The organism is Ruegeria sp. YTSC325, assembly GCF_059609525.1.
The window spans coordinates 102164-115377 of sequence record NZ_JBXWLY010000010.1 but is presented as its reverse complement, the minus strand read 5'-3'; the positions used below and the strand labels follow the sequence as shown (position 1 = coordinate 115377).

The 13214-nt window shown below is 54.9% G+C and carries 10 protein-coding genes and 2 tRNA genes; 9 read left to right on the top strand and 3 right to left on the bottom strand.

From position 1 onward, the window contains the following. Positions 1–21 precede the first annotated feature (21 nt). Positions 22–291, top strand: a complete 270-nt coding sequence (locus AC2FF7_RS15265) for a DUF2312 domain-containing protein (RefSeq protein ID WP_170355037.1) — start codon at positions 22–24, stop codon at positions 289–291. Positions 292–418: 127 nt separating this feature from the next. Here the strand turns inward: AC2FF7_RS15265 and AC2FF7_RS15260 are convergent, their stop codons facing one another. Beyond that, positions 419–1294: a hypothetical protein gene (locus tag AC2FF7_RS15260; protein ID WP_353390536.1), complete on the bottom strand. Its 876-nt coding sequence runs from the start codon at positions 1292–1294 to the stop codon at positions 419–421. Positions 1295–1478: 184 nt separating this feature from the next. Here AC2FF7_RS15260 and AC2FF7_RS15255 point away from each other — a divergent pair. The 3 genes from AC2FF7_RS15255 (at position 1479) to AC2FF7_RS15245 (ending at position 2383) form a co-directional block, all read left to right on the top strand. After that, positions 1479–1554 (top strand) — tRNA-Thr (locus AC2FF7_RS15255). A gap of 20 nt (positions 1555–1574) precedes the next feature. Beyond that, positions 1575–1859, top strand: coding sequence for a DUF6538 domain-containing protein (locus AC2FF7_RS15250; protein ID WP_480866057.1), 285 nt, complete (start codon positions 1575–1577; stop codon positions 1857–1859). 438 nt (positions 1860–2297) lie between these two features. Next, positions 2298–2383: transfer RNA gene (locus AC2FF7_RS15245), tRNA-Leu, on the top strand. Positions 2384–2719: 336 nt separating this feature from the next. On the opposite strand, the gene AC2FF7_RS15240 is transcribed toward AC2FF7_RS15245, so the two are convergent. Then, positions 2720–3217, bottom strand: coding sequence for a hypothetical protein (locus AC2FF7_RS15240; protein ID WP_170752270.1), 498 nt, complete (start codon positions 3215–3217; stop codon positions 2720–2722). After that, positions 3210–3950, bottom strand: coding sequence for a helix-turn-helix transcriptional regulator (locus AC2FF7_RS15235; RefSeq protein WP_496905892.1), 741 nt, complete (start codon positions 3948–3950; stop codon positions 3210–3212). The genes AC2FF7_RS15240 and AC2FF7_RS15235 overlap by 8 nt, the downstream gene beginning before the upstream one ends. A 599-nt stretch (positions 3951–4549) precedes the next feature. Between AC2FF7_RS15235 and AC2FF7_RS15230 the strand changes: the two genes are divergently transcribed. From AC2FF7_RS15230 to AC2FF7_RS15210, 5 genes are all read left to right on the top strand, one after another. Further along, on the top strand, positions 4550–7009 hold the full coding sequence (locus AC2FF7_RS15230; RefSeq protein WP_496905891.1) for a beta strand repeat-containing protein: 2460 nt from the start codon (positions 4550–4552) through the stop codon (positions 7007–7009). Positions 7010–7148: 139 nt separating this feature from the next. Then, a complete protein-coding gene (locus AC2FF7_RS15225) occupies positions 7149–9086 on the top strand; it encodes a type I secretion protein (RefSeq protein ID WP_480866051.1) in 1938 nt (645 codons plus the stop codon). Between the two features lie 180 nt (positions 9087–9266). Beyond that, positions 9267–11351 (top strand): type I secretion system permease/ATPase, encoded by a 2085-nt coding sequence (locus AC2FF7_RS15220; RefSeq protein ID WP_414478907.1) that lies wholly within the window; start codon positions 9267–9269, stop codon positions 11349–11351. Then, positions 11351–12703, top strand: coding sequence for an HlyD family type I secretion periplasmic adaptor subunit (locus AC2FF7_RS15215; protein WP_496905890.1), 1353 nt, complete (start codon positions 11351–11353; stop codon positions 12701–12703). The genes AC2FF7_RS15220 and AC2FF7_RS15215 overlap by 1 nt, the downstream gene beginning before the upstream one ends. A gap of 80 nt (positions 12704–12783) precedes the next feature. Continuing rightward, positions 12784–13161 carry a rhodanese-like domain-containing protein gene (locus AC2FF7_RS15210; RefSeq protein ID WP_480866046.1) on the top strand — a complete coding sequence of 126 codons (378 nt, stop codon included), beginning with the start codon at positions 12784–12786 and terminating at the stop codon, positions 13159–13161. Positions 13162–13214: the final 53 nt, after the last annotated feature.

The window sequence follows — 13214 nt, the reverse complement described above, 5'->3', positions numbered from 1 at the left end:
CAATCGCTGAGAGAGACGAAAATGGAAGATATGACCGAAGATCAGGCCACCGCCAACTATCGTGTGACAGCGGGTGAATTGCGCCAGTTCATTGAACGCTTCGAGCGATTGGATGCTGAGAAAAAAGACATTGCTGAGCAGCAAAAAGAGGTCATGGCCGAGGCCAAGGCGCGCGGCTACGACACCAAGGTCATGCGTAAGGTTATCGCTCTTCGCAAGCGTGACCAGGATGATATTGCCGAGGAAGAAGCTGTACTTGAAATGTACAAAGAAGCGCTGGGCATGAACTGAGTAAGTCCGGGAAACTTACAGCCTAATTTAGCGGGCGACAGGTCCCTATTTGACCGAAATTGTAGGGGCAGTAGAGGTGGCATCTCGATCATTGAGGTGCAAAGAATGCGTTTATCGATTTTCTTGTCTACGGTCGAAGAAAGCGGACGCCGGTTGTGGTCTCCAACCGGTCGATATCCTGTTCGTAAAGCTCTGAAAACGCGTCCACAATATCCGAATTCCAGCCAGAAAGGTCGAGTTCTTCTTCGATTTTGTCCGGCTGCGCATTCTCTGTCAGAATCAGTGCAAGGGCGTCCGTGACCTCACCGCGAGTCAGGTTTGAATCTGGCTGCGTTAAATCTGCTGCCTTCTGCTTTCCTTCGTCCGTCAGCAAAGACAGAAGCAGATCGAATTCCTTGTTGATCGGAGTATCGTCCGGCAGATCCGCAATCGCGCGGATAATGTCGCCCCAAATGAACGGCGTGTCTTCGTTGCACCAAAGCGTTATTTTCACGTTGGGGGCAAGGTCGCGAATATCGTCAATCATACCGATCCAGCTGAGACAGCTCAGGTCAGTGTTGTCGATAACCGCCGCGCGTTCCGCTTCTGGCAATGACATTAACAACTTGGGGATAAAGCTCCCAAGGTTTTTTAGGGCCAAAAAGATCTCGACCTGATGGCCATGAAACGCGTGCTCGAGCAGGGCCATTCTTTCGCCCGCGCGAGGGTAAAGCTGCCCGTCCAAAAGAGTTGCTCCGCGATCACCAGCGAACTCGTTGCTCAGGAAGATCGCGCGTTGAGCGTTTTCGTCCGAGGGCAGCACATTTCGCAACCGATCCTCGCCTTTTGGGGTCAAAGAGCCCGAGTGTAACGCCTGAAACACCGGATTAAAAACTTGCCGAAATCTTCTGGGGCCAAAAAATCGGGTTCCTGTTTGGGACAGAGTTGTATTGTTGGTCTGTAAAGACGTGAGTAGCCGGCCTTCGTCGGTAAAAGCAGCACCGGCGTGGATGGCAACCTGCATCGTTGGTATACGTCCTTACGTCTTTGGCCTTGTCTGCCGGATTACAGTCTGAGCGTGGTACAGTCAAACCCGGGCTATTACAAAGCGCTTGCCCAATTGGACAAGAAGAAATCGGACTTTCCTTAAGCAAGGATGAAATTTGAGGCTTGCAGTCCCTCGCCAGAGCCATTAATCGACACTCAATGCCCCTATAGCTCAGCTGGTAGAGCAACTGATTTGTAATCAGTAGGTCCGCGGTTCGAGTCCGTGTGGGGGCACCACTTCCCTTGTCAACTCATTGATGCACATTGGCTTCTTAAGAGCGCTGCAGGCAACGGACATTTCAGTGCCCTTCTGTTTCAAAAAGAACGGCACATACTATTCCGATCGAGGAGTGCCACAGGACCTCTCACACCACTGTGACTCACCGAAAACCACCTACTCTGTGGGAATCCGGTCGGCTTCAGTGGCAACCCAACGTGAAAGACGGGCTGCGGAACAACTGGACGAGTACGGGTCCCACTTGCGGGTTCAGAGTGTGGATCGGCCCAGGAAGCGCCGTTTGAGGGTTGCCTTGGGCGGTTAAGCTGGGGAAAACCCACCGCCCGTGAGAGAGACTGTGAAGCTCTCGGGCACAGTGGGCATCTAAGGCTTGTATTCAGTGCGTCGCCGACTACGCCCCGATCAATGCCTCGTCTATGTTGCCATCCATGCATTGTGGGCGTGCTTAGTCCGTCGACCGAAGATCAGGTTTGTGGTCTTCGTAAGTGGAGTTTCATCTCTAAACCGAGATTCATTTGCCGAGATGGACAGCACAAAGGGCGTTAGCAAACGAAGAGAGCGGTCTAGTCGAGTGCGCAACTTGAAATTCTTTGCCTAGTCAAATCGATTCAGATTGCGAGATGTTTGAAGCAATATTCTTGAGGTTGCGCCTTTTAACACTTCAGGTCGCCGAAAGCGCATTGTACTCATAGCCTTGTGGCCGTATTGAGATTTTCAGGACCGAGTTAGGCCCGACACGCTCGCCCGCGTGGTGGAATGGTAGACACAAGAGACTTAAAATCTCTGGGCCGGAAGGCCGTGCCGGTTCGAGTCCGGCCGCGGGTACCAACTTCTTAGGCGACAGTAAGATTTGCGCATGCCTCAGAATAGCCTGAGGCCTTTCGCCTCGCTGTCGTAAATCTGGGTGCCCGATGGATGGTCCTCGGCCAGCCGGTGCACTGTCGCCTGAGTGAGTTTCGTGGTCATCTTTGATCGCCGCTATAGGCCATGTTTCAATTGGATCCTGAGAGACCTCAGGACGTGCTATGAGGCGACCAGTTTTGTTTTCTTGACTGCGCAGACCCTCAGCAGGTTCTATTAAGTCATAAAAGGTTTTAAAAACAGCGACTTAAAATACATTCCCCTAAGGCTTTCGGGCTCGATCCTAGCCATCCGCACCATTTGTCATACCGGAAAGCCAAGCTGCCCAATAAGTCGCCAGATATCGCGGTTGGCTTCGGACAATTGGGTGACAACTTTTTCAATTTCCCGCATGGCCTCGTCATCGACTGTGTCTTCACGTCCCAGTCTGATGTCGGTTTTTCGGTCAGCGATGCGCATAAGAATCGTTTTTGGATTCCCGCTGTCTGGATCGAAGGAATAGATGCAGTGATTATACCGATTCCGGATGCCAGACAGTTTAGACAGGCGGTGTGTGTGCTCGAGTATTGGGTCCCGTATTTCGGCAGGCCGCCCTTCCATTTTGGCCAGACGTTCTACAAGGTCGATGCGCGCCCTTGTTGTATTCAAGGTTAAAAAGATGATGACGGCTGTGTCTTTGGGCGTGCCAGACAGGCCGGCGATTAAATGGATCAAAAGGCTTTCGGTGTTGGTCCACATATAATTCAGCCTGCCGACAAGCAGGATGAGACGATCGAAACGGGCTTCAAAATCTTCAGTCAATTGTCGTGTGCTGCGCCTCTTGCGGGGCGACCTCAAAAAAGAACTGTGCCGCCGCGGTTCGATTGCTTACACCGATTTTTCCCGCGACATTGTGTATATGCAACTTCACCGTATGTTCAGTGATCCCTAGATTTGATGCAATAATCTTGTTGCTTTGACCTTTTGAGACCAATCGCAACACCTGCTTTTCCCTTCGCGTCAGTTTGGAATAAAGCGGGTGCGGGTCTGTCGACTCAACCGAATGTTTCTGCGTTGGAGAGGTTGCGTTGCACACTGAGTTGGCGAGAAAACTGGGAAGATAAAGTTCTTCATGTAAGAGAAGGCGAAGGATCGACCGCCACGCGTCGGGTGCAATATTCATCGGAAGGTAACCTATGTCCCCATGTGCACCGGGATCCCAACGGTCAAATACAAACCGAGCCGCATCTTCCTTGCGATACGCAAATACGAGGCTACCTAGCCCTGCACTGTCCTTATAGTGTCGCGGGCGGGCTAGAAAATCTTCTGTCAACATCTGGTCAACAATCAGAATTCTTCCGGGACCATTGTTTTCCGCGCCGTAAATTGGCAGGGACGCAATCGATTCGAAGCGATGCGTAGAGACACCAAATTCAGATTGAACACTTTCGATGGTCTGCTCTGAATAAAACAGCTCCTTGCCGATGAAATTGATTGAGAACTCTTCCAATAAATATTGATTATTCAGGGTATTATCCTGAAGCGGAATGTTCATAACCTCCCCCTTATCACTACCACGCCACACAAGCGGCGAAATCATTAACTGAACATTAGATTAATATTAACTGAATATTAACGCACTTGAGTAGATGGCCATAGAAGAAAGTAGAATTTTCTTCCGTGTCCGGTCGTTCAATTGTGAAGAGTTCTAGAACTTTCGGATAGGCGTCATCGGTGCGATTTTCCAAATAAAATCTGGATAGTTGCGGGAAGTAACTTGCAGGTTTTAAACCAATTTTTTGTTTCGTCTCGACCACTCGCTAATGGCCGATCGAAATTTTTTCAATATAAAATATAGAGTTAACCGTTCTAGCGCTTACGGCTAGCTATCCAGATCACCTTACTGCTGCAACCATGATTGCACTCCAATTTGCGGAGTTGAAGTTCCTATTGCGTCTGCTCATCGCGCATTTTCGCGACGTTTTTCTTCAGACGTAGTTTCGGCTTGGCCGAGAAAGGAGGGTGGGAGAGGAATCACTGAAAAGACACGCACCCATGCGCGATTTGCGCTTGCGTGCCTCATTGTTTCAACGCGCCAGTCACCGTTTTGGAGATGAATGACGGTCCGTGCGCTCAGTAAGTGGAATTATTGATATGAGTAAACGTCAACAACCGCATAACAGCATCACAGACATTGATGAAGTTAACATCGGTACGGCATATGTTCCCGTGGACGCAGATGTTCACGTTGATGACGCCTATATTGAAGCTGATCTGACTGATCAGGACACCAATGTCGAAAATGAACAGGGTCAAGGCCAGGATCAAATCCAGGGTCAGGCGACCGTGGTCGAGAATGGACAGGGTCAGGATCAGGGACAGGGCCAGGATCAGGGCCAAGGCCAAGACCAGGGTCAAGGTCAGGATCAGGGCCAGGGTCAAAGCCAGACCAATGGCAACAATGACAATTCGAACTGGGTCAACATCGACTTTGGCGATGCCGAGCCTTTGGGCCGTGACGACGACCTGGTCGACGTCGACGTATCCGGCGGGTCGTCGATTGATGATGTGATCACTGTTGGAAACGATTTCGACTACGATCCGGGCGACGATTTGAACCTGGATATTGACCTGAGTGGTGAGGGCAACGACATGTCCGCCATCAACCACCAGTACGCCAACCTCAGCGACGATGATCATCTGGGATCGGCTGCGGTAACCAATACCGGTAGCTTTGACCAGAACGGTAACGCGCGCGGCGGCTCCGCGACAGCCGATGAGGGCATCAGCACGCATTCCGACGGCGGCAATTCGGGCCAAGGTGGCAGCACCCATGCGGGGAATGCCTCGGGCAATACGACTGGCAGCGATGCATACGCACTGGGCGGTCACACCGGTGATGCCGATGGTACCGGTGTCGGTGGTGACGGTGGTAACGCGGGTGATGCGTCTAATGTCGGTTTGGGCGTGGGCTTGTCTGGTGCGGAGTCCAACGGCAGCAGCAGTGCAGGCGCAGGTGGTCAAGCTATCAGTGACTCGGCCGCGCATAACAGCGGCGCTTCGGTTTCCGATGGCACCAGCGTAGCCGGAGAAGGCGGTAATGCCGGATCCGTCGGCTTGGGCCTGGGCTTGGGGCTCTCGGGTGCCGAGAACGGCGGTCTGTCCAGCGGCGGAGATAACGTATCGCATGCTGGTGCGCTGGGTGCTGGTCAGGGGACCAATGACTCTGACGCAAACGGTGCAAATGGTGGCGACGGTTATGCCGACACCGATGGTGTCGCGATCAACGCCGGAAGCAGCGAGACCGAGGCCAATGACGCAGACGCCGGCAATCTGGGCCTTGGGCTTGCAGGAAGCCTGGCTGGCAGTGCGGCCGATGCGGATACCGGGAATGGCACAGGTGCAAGTGGCACTGGTGGCAACGGTAACGGCAGTGGCGGTACCGGCGGCAACGGCAACGGTGCAACCGGATCGGGCGGCAGCGGTAATGGTGCAGCTGGAACTGGCGGTGCCGGAACTGGCGGCGCGGGTACCGGTGGTGACTCGGGTCAGGTTGACGCAGCTCTGGCAGCTTTGAATCAGCAGAATGGTCTGATTGGACTGAATGCTGGTCATGCTGATGCCAGCAATGGTGGCGGAGACACAAATCACGGTAATCCGGGCACCGGTGGCGTTGGTTCGGGCGCAGTCGGCTCTGGCGGCGATGGCACAGGTGCCTTCGGTTCGGGTGGCGACGGAACTGGCGGTGGCGCTGGTGGCGGTGACGGGACCGGTGGCGTTGGTTCGGGCGGCGATGGCTCGGGCGGAATGGCAACCGGAGGTACCGCGGGTGCGACTTCTGGCGCGCAAGGCGTTGGCGATCAAACCACGACTGGCCCGAACGTCACCCAATCGCCCGGCGATGTGAACGGAACCGCGAGCCTGCCGCAGAACAACAGCGGTGACGGTGGCGCGGCCGGTAGCAACACCACCGACGGGTCCGCAACAGGTACCGGTACCGGAACCGCGACTGCCGATGGTTTCGGTGGCGGTGGCGGCGCGATCCAGCAGGATGCGATGTCCAGCGGTACAGGTGCAGGGTCTGCTGATGCAACCAACACCGCAGGCGAGGGCGGCGACTCTGGTCTGTTCTCGGTCGCGGATACGGACGGGTCTGCAGACAGTCTGGCAAGTGCCATTGCAGGGTATGGCGGTGACGCGATGTCCGACAATGACGCAACCTCGACGGGCGCGGGCAGCGCGACCGGGTCGGCCATGTCCGGCTTTGGTGGCGGCGGCGGCGCTGGTGCTGGTAACGGCGGAACCAGTGGCGACGCGATCGGCACTGCGACCTCGGGTGCGACGACCGGCGCAATGGTCAACGGCGGTGACGCTGCGGGTGCCTATTCGGGTGCTGGCGGGACCGGTGGCCATGCAGGCGAGTGGGGCTCCGGCAACGGCGGAGACGGCATTGTGAACGGCGAGTCCTATGCCTCGGCGGCTGCGGTGGTCGACACTTCGGCGTTCAACCAGTCGATTGTCATGGGCGCCAACGTTCTTGGCAACTCGGTCGACACAACCATGGTCGGTGGCTCGATGACCTCCAGCTTCGCCAGCGACGACGCCAACGCGTAACTTGCGTGGTGGCCGGGTCAGAGCTTGGGTTTCCAGGCTCTGACCACTTCTGAAAAACTGTCGGGGCCAAGGACAGATGGCCCCGACTCAACTTAACCCAAGGCAGTTGATTTTGAACGCCGCGGGAAAGGAAATTGAAATGTCGTTTGATAGTATCAGTGAGACGATTGCCCATTTCATCGGAACTTTTGATCTGACGACCGAGCAAGCTCGGTTGCGAGATCAATATCAGGAATTTACTGCTCTCAGGCGCAAGGCTGAGATGGAAGAGCTGGAAGAAGGTGCTGCCGTGAAAGTACGGGCAGACCTTAACCTTGACCCCGGAAAATACGACGCTTTGCCCTATGCGCCATCGGTTAGTCACACTGACATTCCGTTGGCTCCAAACCCTCAACCGTTGGGGCCGGTTCCCGATGGTCCATTGCAGACTGGCCCGGGTCCCGATCAAGTGCTTCCCGATGCGGCGATCGCGTCGACCTCGATACCGATCTTAGTCGCAAAACCGGTTTTGATCCCCGAACTGATCGGCTCGGCTGTCACCTATGCGATTCAGACATTGGACCTGAACGACAACGACACCATCGGTCAGGGGGATTTCCGCGATGTGGACTCATTGGTGCAGCAAGGTCAGGAACTGGCTGATGTTGCGCTTTCTCTACACGCGGTATCGTCCCCATCCTTTAGTATTTCCGATTATCAGTCGATCGAGCATCTCGAATCGATTGTTGCCGAGATGGAGGCCCCGTTCGAAGCCCCGTCTGAGGATGTGACTGTCCACCAGTTTCAAGGCGATGAAGCCATAGGAACGATTGTGAACGGTGAACATGTCGAGGAACTTCCGGATTTTCTGGAATTGGTGCCAAGTCACCATCTTCCTGATGAAGAAGATGACAGTGACCACCCTGATTTGTTGCCAACTGAGTGGGATCAGTCAGACGATGCAGATTTTGGCGATGGTCACACCGTTATCGCGGGGGGCAACCTAGCGATAAACGAGGTGGCCATTACAGTCGGTTGGGTCGATGCTCCGGTAATTGCGGTCGGTGGGCAGTCGGTCAACCTAACCGTTGTAAGCCAGGTGGCGATTGTCTCGGATGTCGACGAAGGGCCCGAGGATAGTCAAAGCGAAACCACGGTGGTTCAGTCGTCAAGTATTGCAGTGGAATCCAATGAGGCGTCCTGGCTTGATGATAATGTCTCGGAAGAGGGACAAGATCCTCTTGTCGCGATCACCTGGATTTCGGGTGATCTGTTCGTCACAAATTTCGTGAAACAAGAAATCAACGCCACTGATATCGACCATATTGAAACCCAGATCGACGCCACGACCAGCCTGTTTGTGTTGGGTGACAACGATCTGGTGAATGAGGTCAGCGTCGTTCAGCTCGGCAGCTATTACGATCTGGTTTTAATCGGCGGAGACATGGTTTCGGTGGATTTTGTCCATCAGACGATTGCGTTGGTGGATGACGATGTAGTCTCGGGGGTGATCGCCGAGGAAGACAATGACAACCTTGTCATGAACCACGTAGAACTGACGACCATTGGGGAAGACACTCATGAAGAGTTGTCGGAAACGCTGGCCGAAGTTTTACCTCTGCAGGAGATGGATACCGACGCTTTGGAAGATGCACTGCTGAACGATCCTCAATTTGCGGGGATGGAGCAGGTGCGGGTTCTGAAAATCGAAGGTGATCTGGTGCAGGTCAACGTCGTCGAACAGGTGACTACCCTGCAGGACCAGGATGATATTCACGTACAAGGAGGGAATGGTGCCATCGCTTCAGCGCTGGGTGCTGGAAATGCGGTGCTGAATGCGGCGAGTATCTCGACCATCGGAGTGGACTCGGTCGTTATGGCATCGGAAGGCGAATATTCGGACGTCGTTCTGCATCAGGCGAGCCTGATTGACACCCAAGACGAAGATCTGGGTACAGAGCTGGCCAATGAAGCCATCGCGATCCTGATGCAGGAAACATCTGGACCGGGTAAGTCAGACCTTGCCCCGGGGCACAACAAACTGACGCCCTCTGAAATGGCCAGCGTGGATGATGCGCTGTCCTCAATGTTAGCTTAATTTCCCAGTTTTTTTTACGAGTGAACCGAAAGTCTGAGTATGTCGAGAACGTTTTCGTCGCGTCGCTCTCTCTTTGCAAGTCCTATGGACGGCGGGGGTGGGGCCAATCCAGTCAAATCAGTTGCCGCACGAACGGCGATGGCGTCCGGCATATTGCCCGAATTACGATTAAGCGAAGACATGCGTGTGCGGCCTTTGAAAAAAGGGCCCGAAAAACCGGAAGCAAACAAAATCAGATTGGACCCCGATCAAAGGTCCGAAACTGACGAAATTCAGAAACGCGCTGAATATTCCCTTCGGCGCGCTACGTCGCAGCCTGATCAAGGTCACGGTACTAAGGGCTGCGATGCTGGGGTGGCCGATGCTGAAGGGCTCGGTCCTGAAACCGCCAGAAAGGAGACCGCGCGGGTCCCCCCCCTGTCGCGCTCCAAAGGCGGTGCGAGTATTGGCACCACTATCGAGGCCAAGGCGAACCAACCTTTGCCGTTGAAGAAAAGCGGCGGCGGAGATGGTAATGGGCCACCCCAAACCTTTCACAAACGCACCCCGCCCGAGGATTTTCAGCGTACCCTGCAAGTCTCGCTGCGTGCGATTCTGCGCAACCTTGCCTTTGTACTGGTCCTGACCTGTGCGACGAATATCCTTATTCTGGCGATCCCGATTTACCTGTTTCAGATCAGTGACCGCGTGCTTACCAGTCGATCGTTGGATACGTTGATCATGCTGACCGCGATCGTGGCTGGCGCTGTCATCTTTCAGTCGGCCTTCGATGCGGTGCGTCGCTTCATGCTGATGCGAACCGCGGTCGAGGTTAATGCACGGCTGGGCGCTCCGATCCTCAGCGCGGCCGCTCATGCTTCGTTGCATGGCACAGGGCGCGAATATCAGACATTGGGTGATCTTCAGCAGGTACGAGGTTTTCTAGTATCGGGGACTTTGATCTCGTTTCTGGACGTGCCATTTGCACCGTTGTTCATCCTTATGATCTTTCTGGTTCATCCCCAGCTGGGTATGATCGTGATCGTCACAGCGCTGTTGTTGATGGTCATTGCCCTTATCAACCAACGTATGACTGCCGGACCTTTTGCCGAGGCCAACCGGGCGCAATCCATGGCCAACCAGCATCTGGATTCGATGTCGCGCAACAGCCAGATTATAAATGCTCTGGCCATGATCCCCGAGGCCGTGCGTATTTGGGGCCGAGACACTGCGCAGTCACTGACGTGGCAAGTGCGGGCACAGGACCGGAACGTTATTTTCGCCGCTATTTCGCGAGCGGTGCGTTTGCTGACACAGATAGCCATTCTGGGGTGGGGGGCATTCCTGGCCCTGCAGGGCGAAATCACGGGCGGGATGGTGATCGCGGCGTCGATCATTGCCGGGCGGGCTTTTGCACCCATCGAAGGCTCCATCGAAGGGTGGAACGGTTTCCTGCTGACACGTGGGGCTTACGGGCGGATCAAGAACTTGCTGTCCAACTCGGCGCTTCAGTTCGAGAAACTGCGCTTGCCGCGGCCAGAAGGGCGGTTGGATGTGGAACGGCTGCTTTTTGTTCCCGGCGGCACCAAGCGCGTTGTATTGAATGGGATCAGCTTTGCGCTGAATCCGGGTGAGACTCTGGCGATCATTGGCAACTCGGGCGCGGGTAAGACCACGTTGGGTAAAACACTGGTCGGATCGATTTTGCCGACATCCGGAAGTGTGCGTCTGGACCTGATGGATATCCGCAACTGGGATCCGCGCCAATTCGGCGAAAGCATCGGCTATCTGCCGCAGGATGTGCAGCTGTTTCCGGGCACCATCAAGGACAACATTGGCCGTATGCGCGAAGATGCAACGGACGAACAGATCCACGATGCTGCCGTTCTAGCTGATGTCCACAACATGATCGCCACGTTGCCCCAAGGGTATGAGACTGTTGTGGCCGCCGATGGCTCGCCATTGTCCGGCGGTCAAAAGCAGCGGATTGCCCTTGCGCGTGCCTTCTTTGGAAATCCGCGGCTTGTGGTTCTGGATGAGCCGAACTCGAACCTTGATGTGGCCGGAGATCAGGCGCTGGCACGGGCCATCGCGCAGGCCAAGGAAAACAAGATTACGGTCGTGGTGATTACGCAGAAGCCAACGCTGTTGAACGTGGTCGATAAGATCATGCTGCTGACGGATGGACGTGTTGCTTTGTTCGGGCAGCGTGAACAGGTGCTGCAACAATTGAACGGCCCGCGCAAACAGGCTGGGATTGAAGGCCAGCAGAAAGGGGATGCGTAATGAATGATCTCGTGCCGGTCAATAATGACCCCAAAGACCCAACTGTCTGGTACGCTGAAGTACCGCGCTCGATCAACCGGTTGGTCGTAGTTGGTTTAGTTATGCTGGTCGTCTGCTTTGGCGGCTTTGGCGTCTGGTCTTTCAGCGCACCGCTAGCTGCTGCGGTGATTGCGCAGGGAAGTTTCGTGGCCACTGGTCGCAACAAGATCGTACAGCATCTTGAGGGCGGGATCATTGAAAACATCAAAGTGATTGAAGGTCAGTCGGTTCAGGCGGGGGAAGTGTTGATGACGCTGGACCAAACTTCGGCCGAGGCCAATGAACGAGAACTGTTCATTCGCAAAATCCGCTTGCAAGCCATGTCTGAACGTCTTGAGGCCGAACACAACGAGATGGATCAGTTGGAGTTTTCCGCCGAGTTGCTTTCGGCCACTGACGATGTCGAAGTCATGACCATTCTTGATGGCCAGAAGATCAGCTTCGAAGTATCCCGCAAAACCCTGCTGAATGATATCGCATTGTTGGAACGCAACATGGAGGCCCTCAGGATCCGGTCCAGCGGGTTCGAGGCGCAACTGGACAGCATGAAACGTCGCGCGGAAATCCTGCAGGAAGAATTTGAAACCAAAAAAGCGTTGTTTGACAAAGGCTTGGTTCGAAAGGGAGATTTGAACACGATCCGTCGCGTGCAGGCTGAGGCGGAGGGGCAGCAGGCGAGGCTGGCGGCTGAGACGGCGGAAATCAACCAGATGTTGCTGAAGTATGACGAACAGATCACGCGGACACAATCGGCCTATCGCGAAGCCGCGTTGGATGAGTTGGGTGTGATTGCAGCCGATCTGGAAAGTGTCCGCGAAAAGGCACGTCAGGCGCGTAGTGTTCTGGATCGTGCCGTTGTTCGCGCACCAGTCACTGGGACTGTTGTAAGGCTTCACTATCACACACCTGGGGGCGTGATCGAAACTGGCGAGCCTATTGCTGAAATCCTACCTGCCGATGCGCCCCTTATCATCGAGGCGCAAATTCCCCGAACCGAAATTGACAGTGTGGGCAAGGGCCAGAACGCTACAGTGCGTTTGGTGGCGCTGAACCAACGCACGACGCCAGTACTAAGCGGTGAGGTGTTCTATGTCTCGGCGGATGCTCTGGTCGAAGACTCGTCAGGAACGCCTCAAGAGGTATACTTGGCCCGGATTTCACTGGCCCCGGACGAGATTGACCGGGTACGGGGCTTTATCCCCACTCCGGGTATGCCTGCCGAGATCATGATTCAAACCGAAGAACGCACTTTTGCGGCTTATATCGCCAAACCGGTGACGGACAGTATGTCGCGTGCCTTCCGCGAACATTGATCACGGGTGTAGGGTCTTCAACCTACACCTTCCAGTTTTCGCATGTTATCTTGTTGGGAACACCAACAGGAGAAACGCCTATGTCCTTAACCGTGAAAGAGATGATGGAAGCCGCGAACGCCGCTGTTGAACGGATAGATATGGCCCGCGCGGCCGAGGTTCTGGGGCAGGGTGGTTTACTACTGGACGTACGTGATGGGGCTGAATTGATGAAAACGGGTCGGGCTGCAGGCGCGCATCACATCTCAAGGGGGATGTTGGAGTTTCATGCCGACGATGCGTTGCAATCTCATGACCCCGAGCTGCGTAAGGATCGTCCCATTGTTCTGTATTGCGCAGCCGGAGGGCGCGCGGCGCTGGCGGGCAAGTTGTTAAAGGATATGGGATACGCGCAGGTTTATAACCTGGGTGGTTTCAAAGACTGGGTTGAAGGTGGCGGCGACGTCGCGGGCTCCTGAAGCGAATGACTTGAAGCTGAATGTTAAAGGATCGACGCGGTAGCAGCCGCGCC

What these genes read in the sequence shown, in the direction of transcription:
- AC2FF7_RS15265 (WP_170355037.1), top strand. Translation starts at nt 22, where the DNA reads ATGGAAGATATGACCGAAGATCAGGCCACCGCCAACTATCGTGTGACA.
- AC2FF7_RS15260 (WP_353390536.1), bottom strand. Translation starts at nt 1,294, where the DNA reads ATGCAGGTTGCCATCCACGCCGGTGCTGCTTTTACCGACGAAGGCCGG.
- AC2FF7_RS15250 (WP_480866057.1), top strand. Translation starts at nt 1,575, where the DNA reads ATGCACATTGGCTTCTTAAGAGCGCTGCAGGCAACGGACATTTCAGTG.
- AC2FF7_RS15235 (WP_496905892.1), bottom strand. Translation starts at nt 3,950, where the DNA reads ATGAACATTCCGCTTCAGGATAATACCCTGAATAATCAATATTTATTG.
- AC2FF7_RS15230 (WP_496905891.1), top strand. Translation starts at nt 4,550, where the DNA reads ATGAGTAAACGTCAACAACCGCATAACAGCATCACAGACATTGATGAA.
- AC2FF7_RS15225 (WP_480866051.1), top strand. Translation starts at nt 7,149, where the DNA reads ATGTCGTTTGATAGTATCAGTGAGACGATTGCCCATTTCATCGGAACT.
- AC2FF7_RS15220 (WP_414478907.1), top strand. Translation starts at nt 9,267, where the DNA reads ATGCGTGTGCGGCCTTTGAAAAAAGGGCCCGAAAAACCGGAAGCAAAC.
- AC2FF7_RS15215 (WP_496905890.1), top strand. Translation starts at nt 11,351, where the DNA reads ATGAATGATCTCGTGCCGGTCAATAATGACCCCAAAGACCCAACTGTC.
- AC2FF7_RS15210 (WP_480866046.1), top strand. Translation starts at nt 12,784, where the DNA reads ATGTCCTTAACCGTGAAAGAGATGATGGAAGCCGCGAACGCCGCTGTT.